The sequence below is a fragment of the Vibrio sp. 10N.261.54.A5 genome, assembly GCF_041471145.1.
GTDB lineage: Bacteria > Pseudomonadota > Gammaproteobacteria > Enterobacterales > Vibrionaceae > Vibrio > Vibrio crassostreae_C.
On the sequence record NZ_JBFRNU010000062.1, the window covers coordinates 1,762 to 24,253 of the forward strand.

Below are 22,492 nucleotides of genomic sequence, written 5' to 3' on the forward strand. Positions count from 1 at the left end.
CGAGCTAACGAGCTAACGAACTAACGACCACAATCTTCGACCAATCAACGGTTGGTCGAAGTCATTTGAACACTCGCCAACCCGCATATAAGCAACACGTCTAAAGTAATCACAACAAAGGAATCACGATGCTAAACATTAAGAACCAGCACTTACTCTCTTTTATGGTGACAGAAGCGAACAACGCAGTTGCAGTCACAAACCCAGCGACAGGTGAACTCGTCGGACACGCACCTATTTCATCACAAGCAGAGTTAGCAAACGCGATTGAACGTGCTCATGTTGCACAGAAAGAGTGGGCCAAGGTTCCAGCTAAATCTCGTGCTGCATCACTGCACCGTTGGCACCAACTGATCCTTGAAAACAAAGAAGATCTGGCTCGAATCATGACGATTGAGCAGGGTAAACCGTTAGCAGAAGCGACAGGCGAAGTCTTGTATGGCGCGAGCTTTATTGAGTGGTTTGCAGAAGAAGCCAAGCGTACTTATGGTGATTCTATTCCTAGCACAGTCGCTGGCAAACGCTTGGTGACCATCAAGCAGCCTATTGGAGTCGCGTGTGCAATTACGCCATGGAACTTCCCTATTGCAATGATCACTCGTAAAGCAGCACCTGCCCTAGCCGCTGGTTGTAGCTTCGTCGTAAAACCTTCAGATGAAACACCGCTTTCTGCGTTTGCTGTGGTTGAACTGGCTTATCAAGCGGGTATCCCGAAAGATCTACTTCAAGTCGTTCTTGGTGAAAGCCCTGAGCAAGTTGGCACCCTATTCACTTCTCATCCACTGATCAAAAAAATCTCTTTCACAGGCTCGACTCGAGTGGGCAGTATCTTGATGGCTCAAGCCGCACAAGGCATCAAGCGCACCTCAATGGAGCTCGGTGGCAACGCACCTTTTATTGTGTTTGACGATGCCGATATCGACGCGGCCGTTCAAGGCGCAATGGCGTCGAAATTCCGTAATGCGGGACAAACATGTGTCTGTGCAAACCGTTTCTATGTTCACAGTAAAGTATACGATGAGTTCGTGGCTAAATTCGATCAAGCGGTTCAACAGCTTAAAATTGGTAACGGTTTAGATGAGGGTGTCACCATTGGTCCTGTTGTCAGTCAGAATGCGAAGAACAACATCCAAGCATTAATAGACAGAGCGGTAGAACAAGGCGCGACACCTGCGACGCCAACTCAAGAGCTTGATGGGCTTTTCCTTCAGCCTGTCATTCTTAAAAATGTGAAACACAGCATGGACATTGTTCAGCAAGAGATCTTTGGTCCTGTCGCTCCTGTGATGCAATTCGAGACAGACGAAGAGCTTATTGAGATGGCAAACGACACCATTTATGGATTAGCGTCGTACTTCTACAGTCAGAACATTCATCGAGTATGGAACATCGCAGAGGCACTTGAGTACGGTATGGTCGGTATTAATGATGGCCTCATCTCAACCGAGGTCGCGCCCTTCGGCGGTGTTAAGCAATCAGGTATTGGCCGTGAAGGCGCAAAAGAAGGCATCGATGAGTACATGGATATTAAGTATCTGTGTTTTGGTAGTAACTAGGTTTCGGAAGTAGTTAGGCTTGGTCGTAACTAAGCCTGACTCTTAGACATCAGCAAGCTTAAACATCGAATAGCCCTACTAACACCTCTCTTCTGAGGTTCCCCCACACACCAAAAAAAACAGCAAAAAAAAGCCGCGCTATAAAAGCGCGGCACCTTGGGCTCGGTTAAAGGGGGTTTCTTTTTTTTAGTATTTTACATTCTCTGTTTTTGTTATTGGGTTGCTTCTCTATCCCTGCGCTTTCAGTTTTAGACGCATAGCATGCAGCACTGGCTCGGTGTAACCACTAGGCTGAGCGCAGCCTTCGAATACCAACTGACACGCTGCTGAAAATGCGATGCTGTTTTCAAAGTCAGGTGCCATATTACGGTAGCTCGGGTCGCCAGCGTTTTGCTCATCCACCACTGCGGCCATACGCTTCATGGTTTTCATTACCTGAGCTTCCTCGCAAATGCCGTGACGTAACCAGTTCGCAATATGCTGGCTTGAAATACGCAGCGTCGCTCGGTCTTCCATTAACCCTACATCGTTAATATCAGGTACCTTCGAACAACCAACGCCTTGGTCAATCCAACGAACCACATAACCCAAAATACCTTGGGTGTTGTTATCCAGTTCACTTTGAATATCTTGCGCGGTAAGCTTTTGATCGCCCAGTAACGGGATAGTAAGAATATCATCGACATTGGCTCTCACTCGCTCACGAAGCTCTTTCTGACGGCTTGGTACACTCACCTTATGATAGTGCAGCGCGTGCAAAGTCGCGGCGGTTGGAGAAGGAACCCAAGCGGTATTGGCACCCGCTTGTGGATGTCCGATTTTCGCGTCCATCATCTTCGCCATATTATCCGGCTCTGGCCACATACCTTTACCAATCTGGGCTTTACCTTGCAGGCCACAAGCTAAGCCAAGATCAACGTTTTGATCTTCGTATGCGCCAATCCAAGTCATGGTTTTCAGCTGTGTTTTAGGAGCAAAAGGCCCCGCTTCCATACTGGTGTGAATCTCATCACCCGTTCGGTCTAAGAAACCTGTGTTGATAAACACAACACGATCTTTAGCTGCACGAATACATTCTTTAAGGTTAACCGAAGTACGACGCTCTTCGTCCATGATGCCGACTTTTATCGTGAATCGATCTAGCCCTAATGCATCTTCAATACGGCCAAACAATTCATTAGTAAAGGCGACTTCTTCAGGGCCATGCATCTTAGGTTTTACGATGTTGATACTGTTCGCAGTCGAGTTTTGGTACGCGCTGTTGCCTTTTAAATCATGCATCGCAATTAACGAAGTGATCATGCCATCCATAATGCCTTCAGGCACTTCATTACCTTCGGCATCAATAATCGCAGGGTTAGTCATCAAGTGGCCGACATTACGGATGAACAACATGCTGCGGCCTTTTAGTGAAATCTCACCACCCGTCACGCTGGTGTATTGGCGATCGGGATTAAGGTTACGAACAATAGTTTTGCCGTTTTTCTCTAGTGATTCTTGCAGATCACCTTTCATCAAGCCTAACCAGTTACGGTAAGCCAATGCTTTGTCTTCACCATCAACTGCAGCAACCGAGTCTTCGCAATCCATAATGGTTGTTAGGGCAGCTTCGACCAACACATCTTTAATACCCGCCACATCAACGCTACCAATCGGTGCGCTTGGGTCAATTTGAATTTCGATGTGCAGATTATTGTGTTTAAGAAGAATGCACGAAGGGGAACTTGCGTCACCTTGATAGCCAATGAACTGGTCGCTATCAATGAGAGTGACTTCTTCGCCGTTATCGAGTGTCGCTATGAGCTTATTGCCGATGCTAGCGTTACTGATGCTGTATTTGGTCACGTCTTTATGAGAGACACCGTTTAATGGCGCTGCATCATCAAGGAACTCACGAGCATAAGTCACTACTTTAGCGCCACGAGCAGGGTTAAAGCTTCCGCCCTTTTCCGCGCCATCACTTTCACTGATCACGTCCGTTCCGTAGAGCGCATCATATAGACTGCCCCAACGCGCATTGGCTGCGTTAAGTGCAAAGCGTGCGTTCATGATTGGCACCACAAGCTGCGGCCCTGCTTGTGTTGCGATCTCAGGTTCTACGCTGGCTGTCGTCACTTGAAAGTCATCGCCTTCAGGAACCAAATAACCGATCAGCTGTAAGAACTGTTTGTACTCTACAGGATCTAGCGTTTGCCCGGCACGCTCTTGGTGCCAAACGTCAATTTGATGTTGAAGATCTTCACGCTTGATAAGCAATGCGCGATTTTTTGGCGCCAAATCTTCAAGAATGGTTGCAAATGATTGCCAAAAGTCTTCAGCGACAATGCCTGTTCCAGGAATCACCTGCTCATTAATTAATTGGTAGAGGGTGCTATCAATGTTCAAGCTTCCCTGTTGAATACGACTGCTCATAAAATCTCTCTCAAACTAATTGATGGCTACTCAATAAATTTTCGTGACTAGCTCAAATTTACTTTACTGATTTAAACTTACTTAACGGACATGAATTTAGCTAATTTATGCCGGTTATATTGGATATTCATATAAAAAATACCCTACAAACTATGTTATTCCGTCACTCCACTCTCGATTTCGTTAGCGACACTTTTAATCAAACGACGCATCCACTGATGGTCTGGATTGGTTTGTAACAATGGACTCCACGCCATCTTCACCTCAAAGGGTTCAATCGCAAATGGCGCAGGCTTGATCAACAATCTAGGATTATTGCGCTGCAGTTGAGCTGCTTTGGTAGGAATAGTCAGGATAAGGTTCTTCTGCTGAGCGAAGAGAATCGCCGACAAATAGTGTCGAGTAAACACCGTGATGTTACGGGTTTTACCGATGCGCATTAATGCCTCATCTATCCAACCAAGCTTTTGTGCTTCACTTGGGTTTATTCCCACTCCCGTTCCCATACCTGTCTTACTTACCCAAATATGTTGTGCCTTTAAATAAGACAAAATATCGAAGTTGTCGGCGATCGGGTTGTCACAACTAAATAGGCAAGAAAACCCGTCGTGCCAGAGGCTCATCTGGTGAAACGACTGAGGAATATCGTCAAATCGGTTGATAATTATATCAACGGTACCTTGCTCTACATCCTGATAACTCACGTCACTTGGCGTCATGATATCCAGTCGTATTTTCGGTGCTATCTCACTTAACCTTTTCAGAAGAGGTTGAATAATGGTCGACTCTGCATAGTCACTCGCCATGATACGAAACACGCGTTCACTGTCTTCTGCATTAAACTCTGTGGTCGGTTGCAGTGTCTTCTCTACATTCGCCAAGATGTTTCGAATCAGTGGCTGCAACTTATGCGCGCGTTCGGTCGGTATCATCCCTTCACTTGTTCTTACTAATAGCGGGTCTTCAAACAGATCACGCAATCGGCGAAGGCCATTACTCATGGCAGGCTGAGTAATACCCAATTGATTTGCTGCTCGTGTAACGTTTCTCTCACGTAGCAACATGTCTAAATACACAAGTAAATTAAGGTCTATACGAGCAATATTCATAAGAAAAATACCGAATATAATAACTATAAATTAACAAAATTATCACATACATGATTATTATTTGTCCATGGTTAGATTTAATCCAAATCAAATGACCTCGCCAAATTGGCCAACATGTCCACGTGAAACTAAGGAATAGTTATGTCGCAAATTACACAAGATATCGAAATGATTGAAGTTGCAAAAAGCGCTGCTGGTGCTCCATGGGATGCAATTAACCCTGAATCTGCTGCTCGTATGCGAGCTCAAAACAAATTCAAAACAGGTCTGGATATTGCGCAATACACGGCAGATATCATGCGTGCAGACATGGCGGCTTACGACGAAGACAGCTCTCAATACACTCAGTCTCTGGGTTGCTGGCATGGTTTCATCGGCCAACAAAAGCTGATTTCTATTAAGAAGCACTTTGATGGCAAGACTGACCGTCGTTACCTATACCTTTCTGGTTGGATGGTTGCTGCACTTCGCTCTGACTTTGGTCCACTTCCAGACCAATCTATGCATGAGAAAACATCCGTTGCTGGCCTAGTAGAAGAGCTATACACATTCCTACGCCAAGCCGATGCTCGTGAACTGGGTGGTTTATTCCGTGAGCTAGACGCTGCGCGTGAAGCAGGCGATGTGAACCTACAAGACCGTATTCAAGACAAAATCGACAACCACGTGACACACGTAGTGCCAATCATTGCCGATATCGATGCTGGTTTCGGTAACGCAGAAGCGACTTACCTAATGGCTAAGCAGATGATTGAAGCGGGAGCTTGTTGTCTACAAATCGAAAACCAAGTAGCCGATGAGAAACAATGTGGTCACCAAGACGGCAAAGTAACGGTTCCACACGCTGACTTCCACGCAAAACTTCGTGCGCTTCGTTACGCTTTCCTTGAGCTAGGCATCGACAACGGCATCATCGTTGCTCGTACCGATTCACAAGGTGCTGGCCTAACAAAAGAAATCGCCGTAGTGAAAGAGCCGGGCGACCAAGGTGACATCTACAACTCATACCTAGATGTTGAAGAGATTGATGTTGCTGATATGGCTGAAGGCGATGTTTGTTTCAACCGTGACGGCAAGCTAGTTCGACCTAAGCGTCTACCTTCAGGTTTATACCAATTCCGCCAAGGTACTGGTGAAGATCGTTGTGTATTTGACTGTATCGAAGCAATCAATGCAGGTGCTGACCTACTTTGGATTGAGACTGAGAAACCACACATCGGTCAAATCAAAGAGATGATGGACGGCGTACGTGAAGTACACCCTAATGCGAAACTGGTTTACAACAACTCTCCATCATTCAACTGGACGCTAAACTTCCGTCAGCAAGCTTACGATGCGATGGTAGCAGAAGGTAAAGATGTTTCAGCTTACGACCGTGCAAGCCTAATGAGCGCGGAATACGATGAAACTGAACTGTCTGCAAGCGCTGACGAGAAGATCCGTACATTCCAAGCAGACGCATCACGTGAAGCGGGTATTTTCCACCACTTGATTACGCTACCGACTTACCACACTGCTGCGCTGTCTACTGACAACCTAGCGAAAGAGTACTTCGGCGACCAAGGCATGTTAGGTTACGTTGCGAATGTTCAGCGTAAAGAAATCCGCCAAGGCATCGCATGTGTTAAACACCAAAACATGTCTGGTTCTGACATGGGTGATGACCACAAAGAGTACTTTGCTGGTGAGAACGCACTAAAAGCTGCAGGTGAAGCGAATACATCGAACCAATTTGATTAATCGCTAACGCTAAAGCCTCCCCCGTCCTTCTCTCTTACTTAGGTAAGATCCGGGGGAAGGCTTTGAGATAAAGCTTGTACTGCCAGCTTTATCTCAAAGCCTCAGATTTGTGTTCCACACCACGGTTAACCGAACAACTTCTGTTTAAGCTAACTGTATACATATTTGTTCAGATTCCTATTTGTTGAGAGTGCCTATGACTTCAATACCTACACACCTACAAGATGCAAAAACACTGTTATCAGAGAATGGTTTCGCGACGGGTGATACTTGGTATCACGGCACATCTTCAGCTTTATTGGCTTCGATTCAAGGCCAAGGTTTAAAACGTTCTGGAGACAAAGCGCTCAACGAAGCAGCTTCAAAAACTATGGCAACCATCGGCAACAACTATACCGAATCGGTTGAGCCAGTGTTTCTCACTCAGAGTAAAGAACTGGCGTACTACTGGGCTCAACAAACCGTTCGTGAGCGAGGCGTTCGATTCGAAGGTGAAGAACAACCTATCGTACTAGCGGTAAACCTATCTGAAAAGCAACGCACCAAAGTAAGACCGGACGTAGGCGCAATGAGTCTATTGATGATGAGTGTGGGCGAGCAATTCATGTCTCATCTCACTGAAATTTATCAAGCCAACAACATTGCAGGCCCCGACATCGAGCTTCGCACTGCCGATCGCATGGACTACCTCAATAAACTCGGTATGGCCTACATTGATGAAGACATCAGCCGAGCTTGTGTTCAGGAGTTAGCCGAGCCCGAGTTGGCCGACTGAAAACGTTCAACAAATCAGTCTTCTTAAAAACAAAAATGGCTCCCAATACGGAGCCATTTTTATTTGCTATAAGCCTATCTCACAAGATACAGACGCATCTAGATTATGAGCACAGAAGACCTTTCTGTGCAGGTTGCGTCATTTCGATGTCACCTTGTAGAGAACGGTAAACGATGGTGTTCCACACTTCACCATTATCCATTTCAAACTCAATAGCGTAATTCAAACCCGCGACAACCTGAGTTCGAACACTCAAGATCTGCTTGAGATCAGCTGAAGTGTTCATTTGGCTAAGAACTGCGTTTAAAGCTTGCTTGGCTTCTGGTGTTATCTCACTTTTCGACCAACCACCCGTCAGGTTTTTAGTGCTGCAGATGGGGTTCGCATTCTCTTGCGGTTGAGTTGGTACCTCTGATTTCTGACTACACCCAGCTAACGCCACGACACTAAACAAGGTTGCTGTTCCAAGTAATGATGTTAATCGTACGTTCTTCATAAATTCTCTCTACCTCAATCATTTACGAGGGATTACTCGCAATAATGTTTCATATGCAGGCAAGCTTAAACCTCGAATGTCATCACTTCATCAGAGATTATGGTGTAACTACTCTATAAACACAGGAGATTGTCAGGAAAACAAGCCGAGCACTGGAGCTCTGCTTTTATCCACCTGATATTTAAATCATTAAAATGAGTAGCGAGAGAATAAGCGAGTAATAATACAGACATAATTAATCAGTTAATTACATATCTCACACCAAATACATTCACGCTGTAATTAATAAGATGAGCTCATGTTGATTTGGATTATGATATTGGTTCAAAAAATAGATATTTGAGATTATTTTATAAATTCAAAAGTTTATGCTCGGCTTAATCATGTCTGATTTTAAAACTGTGTTCCAGCCCTACAAGTTGTTGATAATAATGTACTTTGTTCATCTGTGAATTCATTCAAATATGGAAAATCTTTATTGTTAAGGGTGGGTGCAAGTAGTAAAATCTCACCCGATTATGCAACTTACTTCTCACAACATGGACACAAGTAAAGTTACGATTAGCTCTCTCAAAGTAACGTAACTTCAAACACATACCTAAAATCAGTGTCCTATAGATAGTGCAGATCAAATAAAAATAATTATATAAACCTAGGCTAGGTTAAACATGAAATTAACGTCGTCTTTAGGCTCACTGTTGGCTAGCAGTCTGTCTATCGAAATAAAACAGCGAGCGCTGATAGAGCTCGTCATCAGCACTTATCAGCCACATGAGCGCACTGAGCTTTTTCAAAGCGTGACTGAATATCGTAGAAGCCAATTAGAATTGCTTTTCCCAGAGCATCAAAACAAAAGCTACTCTGTATTGTTTGAGGTGATGGACTACCGCGATCTGATTCTGCGCTATCCAAATACACTATCTGCAGAGATTGCTCTTCTAGAGCAGGCTGTAGGGCAGTGCTATATGCATTGGCTAGATTTCTGGTGTGAGTGTGAAATTGCTGCGATCAAAGCAAAATCTCCATTAAATCCAAGCTCCATTTCTCATTTCGACCTCCCTATCAATGACAGTGCTTATTACGGTGCGATCATCGAACAGATAGAACATGAGCCACTTTTGGTACAAACACCGAGTCACCCACAAGGAATGCCAATCAGCGATGCCATTGCTTTAAGCAATCTTGAGGTGTTCATCAAGGGTGAAAAATGGTTTGAGATGCTTCCTTTATTACACCTTTCTCAGGCAGGCAAGCATTTTATTCTGCTCAAACATCCAGTCGATGAAGCCTTTCCGACACTGGCTTCCTCTGCGCTGATTCAAGACTGGTCTAAGAATGACACTTGGCTAAGTTACGCACCGCCGTTCAGCAATGAGCAATGGCAATACTGTTTACCCGATTACGGCTGCGATGAACTCGCAGAGTTACAACTTTTCACACCGCCTACACTGTCAAAATGTTACTCTCTCCCAGAATTTGACCAACAATTCCAGTTACAATTGTCCGAATCTCGAGCCATATGTGAAGTTCTGCGCTTAACCGTCAGTGGAAATACCCAACAAAAACTCTACTTCCTCTATCTCGCTCAAAAAGAGCTAATGAGCGTCTTACATCAAGTTGGCTACAAAATTGGTTTCACCATCATTGAACAACCTTTCATGCTTCAGTTTTATCAAACCATTGATTCCAATGCATACTTCCATGCTGGGTATTGCGAATTAAATGATGATGGCACAACAATTTATCGCGGGTTTTGGAATTTCGAGATAATGGTAAAAGCGTTCAATAATGTCGATTTTCGAAGCTACAAACGCGCAGTGCGAGAAAGCAGAAAGTCATTAGAAAAGTCGCGCTCGGCAGGAAAAACTAGCTCGGTGAAAAAGGATGAACATGTTTGATTTCGGCCTAGAGGCGATCATCTATGCAAAAGCAATCACACTGCTTGCAACCGTGGCTGTGGTTGTCATGTGGTTGTTCTATTACTGCTATCGCCTGAAACAGAAGAACGAAGTGATCGCAGGGACACACCATGCCCCTTACATCGCGTATTCGATCTGCATTGTTGCGTGGATCAGCAGTAACGCTTATTTCCATACCGACTTATTACCGGAACTTGGGGCCTCGGCCGCCGTGTTCGCCGCAAAGTTTGCCAACCTCGCCTCGTTCTTTGCGTTTGCCTTTGCCTATTACTTCTCGTGCAAACTCGCAGCCGAACAACGTAATGGTAAGGTTCATGCATGGCAGCAAGCCATTTTTGTCACACTGACTGTCTACTCCTTCTTTATCAATTTAAGTCCGGGGTTAACCGTTGAACATGTCACGATTGCTGGCCCAAGCCAGTTCGTGATCGAGTTTGGCACACACACGCCGTACTTCTTTATCGGGATGATCAGCTTCGTTGTCCTGACGCTATTCAACCTCGTGGCCATGCGCGCCAACAGCAGCAAGCTTACCTTAGCCAAAACCAACTACATGATCGCGGGCATCTTAGTGTTCATGCTGTCTACTGCGACGATCCATCTAGGTATGACCTACTTCTTGCGTGACTTCTCACTCACTTGGCTACCACCAGCCTTGTCGATCAGTGAGATGTTGTTCGTTGGCTATGCTCTACTGACCTCTCGCTTCTATAGCGTGAAATACCTTGCGTATATGAGCCTAAATACGTTGTTGGTGTGTGCAATTTTGGTGATACCTTTTGGCGCGATATTTATCCCACTGACAGACGATAACCAATGGCTCATTGCTATCCCTATCTGCGCGGTTATCGGCATCACTTGGCATTTACTCTACAAACGTGTGAGCGACTACGCCTCCTTCTTTATCTACGGAAACAAGAAAACGCCAGTACAACAGATCCTCGCGCTAGAAGAGGATTTCAAGCTATCAATTGATGATGCAATGCGTCGTTTGGGTAGCCTACTGCAAATTCCAGAAGATAAGCTACGTCTAGTGAATAGCAACTACAACGAAACCTTCTACGAAGATTATCTGTCTACTAACAAGTCTGTTTTAGTGTTCGATGAGTTGTCTCAGGAGCTTGATTACACTGCACCAGCCAAGCGATCAATCAAAGCCCTGTATGACAAGATGAGCTCCAACGATACCGCCTTGGTGATGCCTTTATTTGGTCAGGGGAAATCGGTCACGCACTTGTTAGTATCGTCACACAAGAGCAACGATCAGATGTTCTCTAACGAAGAGATCTCTGCCCTGCAAACCTTGTTAACTCGAGTACAAAGCACTATCGAAGCCGATAGACGCATCCGCCAAAGTCGTGCCCTTGCTAACTCAATCGCTCATGAAATGCGTAATCCACTGGCTCAAGTGCAATTGCAATTTGAACTACTAAAACAGCACATTGATAATCAAGCACCAGCGAAACAGATCTTACTTGATATTGAGAACGGCCAAGCTGCGATTCAACGTGGTCGACAGCTGATTGATATCATCTTGCGAGAAGTCAGTGACAGCTCACCTGAGCATGGACCAATCACCATGACCTCTATCCACAAGGCCGTGGATCAAGCCGTCAGCCATTATGGCTTTGAGAACGAGAAGATCATTGAGCGAATTCGTTTACCACAACATGCTGATTTTGTGGCAAAACTGAATGAAACCCTATTCAACTTCGTTATTTTCAACCTGATACGTAACGCGATCTACTACTTTGATTCTTATCCAGACAGCCAAATTGAGATCAGCACCAACACCGGACCGTACGAGAACGTTCTAATATTCCGAGATACCGGCCCCGGCATTGACGAAGCCATTACACATAAAATTTTTGATGATTTCTTCTCTTACCAAAAAAGCGGTGGTAGCGGCCTAGGGCTCGGTTATTGCCAACGAGTGATGCGTTCATTTGGCGGCCGAGTTGAGTGCCACTCTAAACTTGGGGAGTTTACTGAGTTCCACCTGTACTTCCCGGTGGTACCCAATGCCCCCAAAGCAGACGCACTTCGTACGCCTTACTTCGATGATTGGAAAGGTAATCAAACTGCAACTGAAAACAAAACCAACGCTGAAGCTAAGCCAGACAACCAAGCGGCAACGCAAAATTCAGAACCAACAAGCACGCTAACCCCAGGGAATCATTTGGCTCCAACCGTACTGATCGTCGATGATAAAGAAGTACAACGCACGCTTGTTCAAATGTACTTGAGTCGACTTGGCGTCAATAGCTTACAAGCCAAAAACGGTGAGAATGCCGTCGAACTGTTCAAAACACACAAGGTCGATTTGATCTTAATGGACGTACAAATGCCGATAATGAATGGTTTTGACGCAAGCCAAATTATCAAGGCACGCTCTCCTCAAACGCCAATCATTGCTTTGTCTGGCGAATCAGGACAACACGAGTTAGATATGATCAGCAAACTGATGGATGGTCGCCTAGAGAAGCCAACCTCTTTGAAGGCACTGCAACACGTACTGAACAACTGGCTAGAGAAAGGCTGTGCCTCGAATGCTTCCAAAGAAACCGAAGATGAAGAGTAGATGCAGGAAAACACGAATCGCAATTTAGCCAGTTGATTACTGTTTGTCTCATTACATTGCTTTAATTATTCATCAAAAAGCCAGCCGAACAAGGCTGGCTCTATCAGAACTAAACGCTCTAATTAATCTAAAAGTGAACGAACATAATCAGCGATTTCTTGGTTTTGGCAATGCTCAAAGAAGCATTGTTGGAAACGCTCGCTGCCAACCGCTGTTTTCACTAGATCTTGGTCGATAGCTCTCAGAGAATCAATAAAGTTATCTTTTACCACCGCCGCTTTCACTTCATTCAAAATTGCTGCATTACGTTGCTGTGGTTCTGCACGTTCTAGTGGATACCCATTACCACGCTCGCCTGTGAATGCTTTTTCAAAGATATAACGAATGTTGAGTTCACCTGCCCAGCCAAAGCCTTTAGCAAAAGCGAGAGCGAGAGCATTGCCGTTGTTGATTTGGTTAAACAAGAAAGCATCTGATGGCTCTAGGCAGTAACCACAAACCACACCCGGGTGCAGGTTCAGTGACATCAAAGCACCTTGCCCTGTTCCACATCCCGTCACAACAAAGTCCACAGCCTTTGAGTTGATCAGAATACTGGCCATGATACCTAAGTGGATATACGTTAAGTGGTGATCATTCTCGTCGGTCATACCTAAGTTGAAAACATCGTGACCAATGCCACCCGCCACTGACTCTAGCTCAGCTGCAACCATGGCATTTTTACCTGCCTGACTGTTTTCCATCATTAAAGCGATTTTCATTTATCTTCTCCTGCAAGATTGCTGCAAACTCAAAATTTAGAATAAAAAACCAACTAGCGTGCTAACCAACCACCGTCAACAGCAATGGTATAGCCATTAATGTAATCCGATGCTGATGATGCTAAGAACACACAAGGACCTGCGATATCTTGCGGTTTACCCCAACGCTCAGCCGGAATACGCTCAAGAATCGCTTGATTGCGCTCAGCATCTTCACGCAGAGCTTGAGTATTGTTCGTTTCCATATAACCGGGTGCTATCGCATTCACATTGATATTGTCGCGCGCCCATTCGTTCGCCATCGCACGTGTCACTCCCATCACAGCGCTTTTTGAAGCCGTATAGGAAGGAACTCGAATGCCACCTTGGAATGAGAGCATCGATGCAATGTTAATGATCTTTCCGCCAGTACCTTGAGCCTTAAACTGCTTTGCAACAGCCTGAGACATAAAGAACACTGTCTTGGTGTTCACGTTCATTACGTCATCCCAATCTTGCTCTGAGAACTCAATAGCATCTTGGCGGCGAATAATCCCTGCATTGTTCACGAGAATGTCGACTTGGCCAAACTCAGCCAAAGTGCGCTCTATAACCCCTGGAATGCACGCTTGATCGAGAAGATCAGCACTCACGTTTAAGAACGAATGGCCTGCTGCACTCATTTTTTCAATAGTCTCTTCAGGTTCTGTTCGGTTAACACCGACAACCATACAACCAGCTTCCGCTAGGCCTAATGCTATGCCTTGCCCAAGACCCGTATTGCAGCCAGTCACTATCGCTACTTTACCTTCCAGACTGAATGACTCTAAGATCATGCTCGCTTCCTCAATTACATTGGATTCATTGCGTATCATTACCACCAACAATTAAATCATACAATAAGATGTAAATGCGAGGGCGACGTTGTAGAATTTCGATCTTGCACCAAAATCAGTCGAACAAGTGAAACGAGCACCACAAACTAAATGAATGGGGGGAAGTGATTTGGAGAACAGAAGCCTATAACCCACCATGAACCATGCTCTCGAAGATCACCCAAACCAGATATTGTAGGGATTTGACAACAATTCATGATTTAAAAGAGTAAAAGGGTTATACATAATAATGTGTTATCTAAATTACTGAAATTATCATGACGCTCAAAGAGATCCTTAAAATTCCCAATGTCCGCTACTTCTTAATGTTTAGAAGCAGCTACTTTGCGCGTTTTTATTACCCAGTATTCACTCTACTCTACTTAGATTACGGGCTAACCCTTTCTCAATTCGCGATGCTCAATGTAGTTTGGGCGGCCACCATTGTGCTTGCTGAAGTACCGTCGGGTGCATTCGCTGATACCTTAGGCCGCAAGAAACTGGTGGTGCTGTCTTCGATCGTGATGTTTGTTGAGATCGCAATGATCGCCTTAGTGCCAACCGGAAACCCCGACTTGGTGTTCATAGTCTTTCTGATTAACCGGATTCTCAGTGGCTTAGCGATGGCACTGGCCAGCGGCGCCGACGAGGCATTGGCTTACGACACCTTAAAAGAACAAGGTAATGAAGAGTTGTGGCCGCGAGTGCTGCAAATCCAGCTTCGTGTCGCCTCAACGGTCGGTATCTTTGTCACGCTGATTGGTGCGGCGATGTACGACGTGAACTTTATGACGAACATCTTTCATTTCCTTGGACTAGCCGAACCAGAAAGCACTAAAGACCTGATGCGTATTCCTGTGTTCGCCACCCTATTTGTAGCGATGATCGCCATCTATGCCGCGATTAATATGCGCGAAGAGAAAAAGGTGATGCCAAGCGACCAAACCAAATTGGCAACCACCATCTCAAGTCTTAAATTGACGATCGATGCGGGTAAATGGGTATTCGCTACGCCTTACGTGCTGTTCATCTTGCTCTACTACAGCCTATTCGAACACACCTCACGCATGTTCCTAACCATGAACAGCCAATACTATCTGGCCATTGATATTCCAATTATCTACTTTGGTTTTATTGGTGCGGGTATCAGCTTGCTTAAGATTATATTGGCAGGACAAAGCCGAAGATTAGCAGAGAGTATGGAGGCTAAAACCTTCATTGTGGTTATGGGATTGGCAAGCATGGCGACTTATTACTGGATCAGTTTAGGTTGGTCGATTTACGGAGTCATTCCGGCACTAGTATTAATCTTTATCATCATGACGATGAACATTTTCATCAGCTACCACCTGAATAAAAAAACCGAATCACACAACAGAGCCACCGTTCTTAGTTTCAAAGGTTTGATGTTTAACCTCGGATACGGTCTGATCGGTATCTTGTACGCTTACTACTATAAGTTGGTGTCTCAGGGCTACACCGAACAAGAAATAGAACAGAACCTTGCCTTCTTGGCCTCACTGTCTTCTTTTTTCTATTACTTCACCTTACTGTTCGTTTTGATCAGCGCGCTGTTCTACTTCAAGAACAGAAAAGAAGCGATTTTCTAAACAATCGATTGATGTCGAGTGACAAGTAAATGAAGCCGTTAAGGTTTACAGCGCAAGTTTTAAAGACCGAATATTCTTCAAAACCGAGCGATTCACGCAACTGACTATTGCTTATTAAAAGAACAAGTCGCTTCTTATATTGGTTTTATTTGTTAATATAATCAGCAAAATACATAACACATGGACGCGTCATGTCTTTTAGTTGGATAGCCTTTACTCTCCTTGCTGCCTTTAGCCAATCTTGGCGCAATGCCTTTCAAAGTAAATTAAGTGGCACCATGAGCGTGGCTGGCGTAACGTTAGCGCGATTTATTTGGGCTAGCCCTATCGCCCTTATTTACCTCTGCGCCCTCTATCAATGGCAGCCCGTATCCGCACCGGATTTTTCGGGTGAGTTTGTTTTCTATATTGTTGCTGCCGCCATCATGCAGATCCTCGCGACCGGCTTAATGGTGATGCTGTTCAAGCTCGAAAACTATGCGATAGGCGCAGGCTTAGCCAAGTGTGAAGCCCCCGTATCTGCTGTGCTATCCGTATTGTTTTTTGGTACTGCTTTGACACTAACAGGTTGGGTCGGCGTACTTATTGGTACTTTAGGCGTGCTAATCATGAGTAGCGCTTCTGGCTGGCGAAGCTTGTCCCCGAAAGTGTTCTTATTAGGTATGGCGTGTAGCACCGCCTTTGCTTTAACGTCTCTTTGGGTACGGGAAGCAAGTTTGAGCATAGGGTTGCCCTTCCCTCATAGCGCTGCTTGGGTGCTGTTCCTCGTCATTTCCCTTCAGACAGTGATTATCTGTACGTATCTCTTTTTCAGAGAACGCGACACGCTGCGCCTGATATTCAAGAAGTCGAAACTAGTCATCATGACAAGCTTAGCGAGTGTTATCGGTTCTCTGGGTTGGTTTAGCGCGATGTCGCTTCAAGCCGTGCCGTACGTAAAGACACTCGGGCAAGTCGAAGTGATCTTCATGGTGTTGATATCCTATTTCTGGTTAGGGCAAAGCATCGCGCGCAAAGACATTCTTGCGCTCATCTTGCTTTCTATCGCAGCAGTATTGGTTATGTGGCAGTGACGAGCTCGTTAATATGACTAGGACAAATTGAAGTCATATTGCGACCGTTTTTTTTCGCTTGATATAACGCTTTGTCGGCTCGGCTAATAAACCCATTCCAACTCTCATGCGGGTGAAGCTGAGCAACACCAAAACTCGATGTCAGAAACATCTCATGTTCTTGTACTGCTGATACCTCTGAAATAGACAATCGTAACTTGCAGGCAATAACCTGAGCTTGTTGGAAATCGACATTAGGCAATAAAATCATTATCTCGTCTCCGCCAAAACGAAACGCACTGGCTTTAGGCGATGTTTTTATCGCACTTTGAACCATTTCAGCAAAAGACTTGATCACGAGGTCACCTACAATGTGTCCGTGTTGGTCATTGATCGACTTAAAATTATCAATATCCATCATAATGGCACTAACAGGTGCAGTTTCCGCCTGCTTCATGATAACTGGAACCATCTCATCTAATGCTCTGCGGTTTCCCAGTACCGTTAGAGGATCGCTGTAGGACAGCTCGTGAATAGAACTAAGCAACCTTGCGTTAATCAGCCAAAGCATTGTAAAGCTCATCGACACAATAAGAACGATGCTCACTAAAAAGGCAAGTTGATGAATGAGAGTGGCCGCCATGAAATCCTGGAGCTCAGCGGAAAATAGTGTCACCACAACTCGAAAAACCATAAACCCGCCATATATCGTAAATGACAAGGCCATCATCCGAATACCTAGAGTCAAGTCATCACGCCGGCCCTTTAATACCGCAAAGGCAGTGCAAAGAGTCACAAAAGCCAGATATAAACTAATGAGGATAATTCGAGCCTTTATGGAAGGCTCATAGAACGTGATGTAAATAAAACATGGCAAAAGAGCCAACATCATTAGACTACTGAGGTAGGTGCATTTGAGAGAGTATTCTCGAAACAGACATAAGCTATACAAGGCGAGATGAAAACCAAGCGCAATGACCATATTGGCACCAATAACGGTGACCCAATCAGGGAACTCCCCTCTTAGGCTCAACATCAACGGCCCAGTTCCGATAACAAATATTGAAATGGAAAAGATTGAAAGCCCTTTAATGGACTGTTGAGTGAATTGAAATAACAACAAGCCAATACAGTAAATGAAAGAGAACAAAATAATAATAAAATTAAGTGTTCTCATATCCAGCGAAAAACCATCCATGATTTTCTATCTTCCATACGCAACCAAATTTCAACATGGTCAATAATCATGCAAACCACAAAAACATTCACCATGTGAATCTTTTTATTTTATAAAAAAAGGGGGTAGATCACATATGCGGAGATTTTTATCGCATGAGTCCATGATATGGATAGGCATGTAACACTCGCCCCCATAGAGTTTTATCGCATCACTGAATCTACAGGCTTCTGCACTCGTTACTTGGTTGAATGACGACTGTCTGGCATTATGCGCCCAAGAAATCTCTAGGGCTGTTGACCTTAGTTATTATACAGCAAAGAATGAACGAAGGTAGTCAGTGGTAGAAAACAGCCAACAATTAAGTGACCGTTACGACGAACATGGTTACTTTGTTATCAGAAATTATTTCAATGAAGCTCAAATTGCATCGCTTAGAAAAGTCGTGCTGAAATTTCATGAATCATGGAAAGCAGACAACGAAGAATTCTATAAAGAAGAAGCATTTAACTCGTCTTTAATTACGGGAAGCGAGTATTTGCCTGCCGACGATAGAAGCGTGCTTTTCGACTTCATAAGCTCGAAACAAGTGATGGATGTGGTTGATGCGGTGATTCCGAACAAGCCGGCATTCATGAATACACAGCTGTTCTTCAACCCAGTAAACCCGCAGCAAAAAGACTTCTGGCATCGTGACTGTCAATACGACTACGACATTGATGACCAGATGAAAGTCATCATGGAAACCCAAGTATTGCATCTGCGAGTGCCCCTTTTTGATGAGCCCGGCATGGAACTTATCCCCGGCACGCACAAACGTTGGGATAACGAAGAAGAGTACAATGTTCGCCAAGAAGAAAACGGCAAAGTGAGCAGCGATGACATCTCTGGTGGTAAGCAGATACCGTTAGCCGCAGGTGACTTATTGGTGTTTTCAGCGGATATGATCCACCGAGGCCGATATGGCTTGGATCGTTTGGCTTTGGATATTTTGATCTTCGATTCGGCGACAGACTATGTCGACTACGTTGATGACGACTGTTTACCGACGCCAGCTATGTTAAGCAATATTAGCGACCCAAGGTTGTTTATGAACACGCTACACTTAAAATCAATGCAGTACTCATAATCCATAAAGGTGCCCAAACTATGACTGACACTAAGCAAAATACCCGAATTAGCCAGTTCCGTTTCGGTCAGCCAAAAGAATCTCTCAAGTTAGAACATGTCGCTTTAGGGGTACTAGACAAAGATAAAGTTCGCGTACAAATTGAAGCGACTAACATCAACCCTAGTGATCTGTTGTCGATTTATGGTGTGGGCCAATACAAACATAGCCATCAGCCGCCGAGAGTACCGGGATTTGAAGCGGTAGGAAGGATTGTAGAATCCAGCAGTGCTAAGTTTATAGTGAATCAACGAGTGCTTGTGGCAACCAGTGGAACATGGCAGAACTATGTCGATGTATCACCAGATGATCTGTTCCAAATTCCTCAACATTTAGACAATGGCTACGCCTGTCAGTTGTACATTAATGCGCTAACCGCATGGGTGCTAACGACAGAAATAGCCAAGCTGACCCAAGAGGATGTGTTGATCATCAACGCGGGCAGTTCAGCCATCGGTAAGATCTTCTCCCAGTTATCAGCATCACTCGGCTTCAACATCATTGTCGTTACATCACAGCAGACACAATACCCTGCCACTTCCTGTTGGGTGATAGATGCGAACGCTGATCTAGTTTCTCAAATTAAGGCATTAGGCTTGCCTATGCCAACCGTTGCCTTTGATGCGATTGGCGGCTCACCCGGAACCGATCTTGTTCACACCCTTGGCAACAACGGGCGCTTTATCAACTATGGGACGCTGTCGTTGGATTTTTACGAGCCACGCTTCTTTGAGTACGCGAAAAACCAACACATCGATTTCAGCACCTTCTTCTTGCGTTATTGGGAGGAAGCAGAAGGTAAAGATGTTCGCCGTGATAAGTTCACGACCATGCTAGATCACTTCATCACAAACGACATTCAGCTCGACGTTGACCGCTATCTACCATTCGATGAAGTGCAAACCGCGATTGATCTCATTGAATCGAAAACCACACGCCTAGAGGGCAAGATCATCTTACTGCCACAGTAAGTGAGAGTTGGACGATATATACCTTATTTATTTCAACAGGCAAGACGTTCAACAGCTTACAAGCGTGCTTGTTAATACACCATCGCTTAGGAAGTTTGATTAAAGAAATCGAAGATTGAAAAGATAGCGAAGAGTTGTGGTGCATTTCTCCATAACTTAAGTGGTTACGAGATGGTCATGAATCACATTTATTTGAAACATCAATTAGTTATATCATTAGAAATATGATACTGATCACCCATAAGATAACCTCGATTCTATATGGTAGCGTCATACTTAAAACCACGATGTGAACATACTTATGAAAAGACACATACTATCAAGCGCCATCCTACTCTCTCTAGCCTTTCCCACCTTTGCAGCTGATGGCGATATACACGATGTCACGATACTGGGTACTTCAGATATCCACGGTCATTTTATGGCGTGGGATTACGCGGCAGATAAACTCAACACTCGTGGTAGCTTGAGCCAAATCGCGACCAAAGTTGGTGAGATCCGCAAAGAGCAATCTAACATTATCCTTGTCGACGCTGGCGATACCATCCAAGGCAACTTCGTAGAAACCTTCAAAGACGAGCCCGTTGATCCAATGATGCTTGGCTTTAATCACATGAAATACGATGTGTGGGTTTTAGGTAACCACGAATTCGACTTTGGCCTCAAAACCCTCAACAGGGCCGTTACCCAATTTAAAGGGCAGTCTCTCGGTGGCAACATCAAGAACAAAAACGGAAACCCATTCCTGCCTGGTTACACCATCCTAGAACGCGGTAGCATTAAGATCGGCGTGATCGGAATGGATACCCCAATGACGGAGGTCTTTGCGCAAGGTACCAACCGTTTAGAAGGCGTCACTTTCACTAATCCAACCTTGGAAGTGAAGAAAATCGTCAAAGAGATTGATGATAAAGTGGATGCCATCATATTGGTTGCCCATATGGGAATTGAGAACGAGAATGACATTGCCGACACCGGTGTCACCGACATTGCCAATGCAAACCCAGAGCTTGATGCCATCGTCGCTGGCCACATGCACACTCGCATCGATAAAGCCGTTGTAAATGGCGTTATTATTACTGAACCCGACAGATATGGCCGCGCCCTATCTCGTATCGATCTTCAATTTGAAGAGCGCGATGGCACATTCACTCTCGTCAACAAAGACAGCTTCACCTATAAAATTAAAGGTATCGACTCTGATGAGAATATGGACGAGTTATACCAGCCTTACCACAAACAACTCCGAGAAATGGCGAACAGACCTGTCGCTCAACTTACCGGCGTTGCTTTAGTCCCAGAAAACGAAATCCGCGGTATCCCTCAAGTCCATGTTCAAGACACAGGCATCAGTGCGCTATTCCAAGAAGCGAGCTTCTTCTATGCACCCAAAGCCAATGTCATTGCACTTCAAATAGACAACGACAATGCAGAGCTCGATGTTGGCCCAATCAAAGCCAAAGACATCGCGTACAACTACCAATACGCAGGTGGCGAAATCACTGTCTATCAGATGACAGGCAAAGAGTTAAGAACCTACATGGAATGGTCTGCAGGCTACTTCAACTCAGTACAACCTGGCGATGTGACCTACAGCTTTAACCCTGAACGTAGAGCTTCAAAATATTCGACCAATGACTTCTTCGCGGGCGTGACTTATACCATCGACCTCACTCAACCTGCAGGTACCCGCATCACCAACCTCGCGTTTGCTGATGGCACACCGGTTACTGATCAAACAGAGATCCGTATTGGTATGAATAGCTATCGAATGGGTCATCTAACCAAGAAAGGCGGCGTGCTAGAAGGTGAATCATTCCCTGTACTCTTTGATACGGAAGCAGAGTATGGAGAAGAAGCAGGCACGATTCGTAACATGACTATCAAGTATCTTAAAGAAGAAAAGAACGGCCAGTATGAGGGTAAGCCTCAACAACGATGGGCACTTTCTGGTTTAGAGAGTCGTTACAATGAACAGCGTGAGATCGTAAAATCATTGATTAATGATAAAACCATATCAATCCCAACCAGTGATGATGGCCGCTACACAAACATCGCTTCTATCAACGTAAAAGAACTGATGTTCAAATCTGACGAAGCCAAACAAGCAGCCATAACCACACGCGAAAAGAAACTGGCGCAGGCGACTGAGCAAGAGAGTAAGCAAATCAAACGCGAAATCACTCTGATTGAAGCGCTCAATTAACCCCTGACCTCAACCAATAACGACTTAACAACGCTTGGAGCGTGGTTAGGTCGTTTTTGTTCCCATTTTCCAACACCACATCTGTACTGAGTAAAACGGTTAATA

The 22,492-nt window shown here is 44.8% G+C and carries 16 protein-coding genes; 10 read left to right on the plus strand and 6 right to left on the minus strand.

The features are described from left to right. Positions 1-128 precede the first annotated feature (128 nt). Positions 129-1,556 carry an NAD-dependent succinate-semialdehyde dehydrogenase gene (locus AB4329_RS18885; RefSeq protein ID WP_372139007.1) on the plus strand — a complete coding sequence of 476 codons (1,428 nt, stop codon included), beginning with the start codon at positions 129-131 and terminating at the stop codon, positions 1,554-1,556. Positions 1,557-1,784: 228 nt separating this feature from the next. Here the strand turns inward: AB4329_RS18885 and AB4329_RS18890 are convergent, their stop codons facing one another. Together AB4329_RS18890 and AB4329_RS18895 are read right to left on the minus strand one after the other, a co-directional pair. Then, complete coding sequence (locus AB4329_RS18890) at positions 1,785-3,968, minus strand: malate synthase G (protein ID WP_372139008.1); 2,184 nt, start codon at positions 3,966-3,968, stop codon at positions 1,785-1,787. Between the two features lie 155 nt (positions 3,969-4,123). Then, positions 4,124-5,077, minus strand: coding sequence for a LysR family transcriptional regulator (locus tag AB4329_RS18895; protein WP_012600244.1), 954 nt, complete (start codon positions 5,075-5,077; stop codon positions 4,124-4,126). A 141-nt stretch (positions 5,078-5,218) separates the two neighbouring features. On the opposite strand from AB4329_RS18895, the gene AB4329_RS18900 reads away from it, so the two are divergent. Continuing rightward, positions 5,219-6,817, plus strand: coding sequence for an isocitrate lyase (locus AB4329_RS18900; RefSeq protein ID WP_012600243.1), 1,599 nt, complete (start codon positions 5,219-5,221; stop codon positions 6,815-6,817). Positions 6,818-7,013: 196 nt separating this feature from the next. Next, positions 7,014-7,592: a hypothetical protein gene (locus tag AB4329_RS18905; RefSeq protein WP_017059982.1), complete on the plus strand. Its 579-nt coding sequence runs from the start codon at positions 7,014-7,016 to the stop codon at positions 7,590-7,592. A gap of 103 nt (positions 7,593-7,695) precedes the next feature. On the opposite strand, the gene AB4329_RS18910 is transcribed toward AB4329_RS18905, so the two are convergent. After that, complete coding sequence (locus AB4329_RS18910; protein ID WP_017059983.1) at positions 7,696-8,088, minus strand: cystatin domain-containing protein; 393 nt, start codon at positions 8,086-8,088, stop codon at positions 7,696-7,698. Between the two features lie 668 nt (positions 8,089-8,756). Between AB4329_RS18910 and AB4329_RS18915 the strand changes: the two genes are divergently transcribed. Next, complete coding sequence (locus AB4329_RS18915; protein ID WP_372139010.1) at positions 8,757-9,986, plus strand: acyl-homoserine-lactone synthase; 1,230 nt, start codon at positions 8,757-8,759, stop codon at positions 9,984-9,986. Continuing rightward, positions 9,979-12,588 carry a response regulator gene (locus AB4329_RS18920; protein ID WP_372139011.1) on the plus strand — a complete coding sequence of 870 codons (2,610 nt, stop codon included), beginning with the start codon at positions 9,979-9,981 and terminating at the stop codon, positions 12,586-12,588. The genes AB4329_RS18915 and AB4329_RS18920 overlap by 8 nt, the downstream gene beginning before the upstream one ends. 122 nt (positions 12,589-12,710) lie before the next feature. Here AB4329_RS18920 and AB4329_RS18925 read toward each other — a convergent pair whose 3' ends face one another. Together AB4329_RS18925 and kduD are read right to left on the minus strand one after the other, a co-directional pair. Then, positions 12,711-13,349 (minus strand): RpiB/LacA/LacB family sugar-phosphate isomerase, encoded by a 639-nt coding sequence (locus tag AB4329_RS18925; RefSeq protein WP_017059986.1) that lies wholly within the window; start codon positions 13,347-13,349, stop codon positions 12,711-12,713. Positions 13,350-13,402: 53 nt separating this feature from the next. After that, complete coding sequence (gene kduD, locus AB4329_RS18930; protein ID WP_017059987.1) at positions 13,403-14,164, minus strand: 2-dehydro-3-deoxy-D-gluconate 5-dehydrogenase KduD; 762 nt, start codon at positions 14,162-14,164, stop codon at positions 13,403-13,405. Positions 14,165-14,481: 317 nt separating this feature from the next. On the opposite strand from kduD, the gene AB4329_RS18935 reads away from it, so the two are divergent. Together AB4329_RS18935 and AB4329_RS18940 are read left to right on the plus strand one after the other, a co-directional pair. Continuing rightward, complete coding sequence (locus AB4329_RS18935; RefSeq protein ID WP_372139012.1) at positions 14,482-15,813, plus strand: MFS transporter; 1,332 nt, start codon at positions 14,482-14,484, stop codon at positions 15,811-15,813. 191 nt (positions 15,814-16,004) lie between these two features. Then, on the plus strand, positions 16,005-16,886 hold the full coding sequence (locus AB4329_RS18940; protein ID WP_372099890.1) for a multidrug transporter: 882 nt from the start codon (positions 16,005-16,007) through the stop codon (positions 16,884-16,886). Here the strand turns inward: AB4329_RS18940 and AB4329_RS18945 are convergent. Then, positions 16,873-18,063, minus strand: coding sequence for a GGDEF domain-containing protein (locus tag AB4329_RS18945; RefSeq protein WP_372139014.1), 1,191 nt, complete (start codon positions 18,061-18,063; stop codon positions 16,873-16,875). The genes AB4329_RS18940 and AB4329_RS18945 overlap by 14 nt on opposite strands. A gap of 319 nt (positions 18,064-18,382) precedes the next feature. On the opposite strand from AB4329_RS18945, the gene AB4329_RS18950 reads away from it, so the two are divergent. From AB4329_RS18950 to AB4329_RS18960, 3 genes are all read left to right on the plus strand, one after another. After that, complete coding sequence (locus tag AB4329_RS18950) at positions 18,383-19,171, plus strand: phytanoyl-CoA dioxygenase family protein (RefSeq protein ID WP_372139016.1); 789 nt, start codon at positions 18,383-18,385, stop codon at positions 19,169-19,171. A gap of 20 nt (positions 19,172-19,191) precedes the next feature. Beyond that, on the plus strand, positions 19,192-20,181 hold the full coding sequence (locus tag AB4329_RS18955; protein ID WP_017067922.1) for a zinc-dependent alcohol dehydrogenase family protein: 990 nt from the start codon (positions 19,192-19,194) through the stop codon (positions 20,179-20,181). A 301-nt stretch (positions 20,182-20,482) separates the two neighbouring features. Then, entirely contained in the window at positions 20,483-22,387 is a 1,905-nt protein-coding gene (locus AB4329_RS18960) for a bifunctional UDP-sugar hydrolase/5'-nucleotidase (RefSeq protein WP_372139018.1), read from the plus strand. Positions 22,388-22,492 lie beyond the last annotated feature (105 nt).

What these genes read in the sequence shown, in the direction of transcription:
- AB4329_RS18905 (WP_017059982.1), top strand. Translation starts at nt 7,014, where the DNA reads ATGACTTCAATACCTACACACCTACAAGATGCAAAAACACTGTTATCA.
- AB4329_RS18945 (WP_372139014.1), bottom strand. Translation starts at nt 18,063, where the DNA reads ATGGATGGTTTTTCGCTGGATATGAGAACACTTAATTTTATTATTATT.
- AB4329_RS18940 (WP_372099890.1), top strand. Translation starts at nt 16,005, where the DNA reads ATGTCTTTTAGTTGGATAGCCTTTACTCTCCTTGCTGCCTTTAGCCAA.
- AB4329_RS18925 (WP_017059986.1), bottom strand. Translation starts at nt 13,349, where the DNA reads ATGAAAATCGCTTTAATGATGGAAAACAGTCAGGCAGGTAAAAATGCC.
- AB4329_RS18910 (WP_017059983.1), bottom strand. Translation starts at nt 8,088, where the DNA reads ATGAAGAACGTACGATTAACATCATTACTTGGAACAGCAACCTTGTTT.
- AB4329_RS18960 (WP_372139018.1), top strand. Translation starts at nt 20,483, where the DNA reads ATGAAAAGACACATACTATCAAGCGCCATCCTACTCTCTCTAGCCTTT.
- AB4329_RS18895 (WP_012600244.1), bottom strand. Translation starts at nt 5,077, where the DNA reads ATGAATATTGCTCGTATAGACCTTAATTTACTTGTGTATTTAGACATG.
- kduD (WP_017059987.1), bottom strand. Translation starts at nt 14,164, where the DNA reads ATGATCTTAGAGTCATTCAGTCTGGAAGGTAAAGTAGCGATAGTGACT.
- AB4329_RS18935 (WP_372139012.1), top strand. Translation starts at nt 14,482, where the DNA reads ATGACGCTCAAAGAGATCCTTAAAATTCCCAATGTCCGCTACTTCTTA.
- AB4329_RS18900 (WP_012600243.1), top strand. Translation starts at nt 5,219, where the DNA reads ATGTCGCAAATTACACAAGATATCGAAATGATTGAAGTTGCAAAAAGC.
- AB4329_RS18955 (WP_017067922.1), top strand. Translation starts at nt 19,192, where the DNA reads ATGACTGACACTAAGCAAAATACCCGAATTAGCCAGTTCCGTTTCGGT.
- AB4329_RS18885 (WP_372139007.1), top strand. Translation starts at nt 129, where the DNA reads ATGCTAAACATTAAGAACCAGCACTTACTCTCTTTTATGGTGACAGAA.
- AB4329_RS18920 (WP_372139011.1), top strand. Translation starts at nt 9,979, where the DNA reads ATGTTTGATTTCGGCCTAGAGGCGATCATCTATGCAAAAGCAATCACA.
- AB4329_RS18890 (WP_372139008.1), bottom strand. Translation starts at nt 3,968, where the DNA reads ATGAGCAGTCGTATTCAACAGGGAAGCTTGAACATTGATAGCACCCTC.
- AB4329_RS18915 (WP_372139010.1), top strand. Translation starts at nt 8,757, where the DNA reads ATGAAATTAACGTCGTCTTTAGGCTCACTGTTGGCTAGCAGTCTGTCT.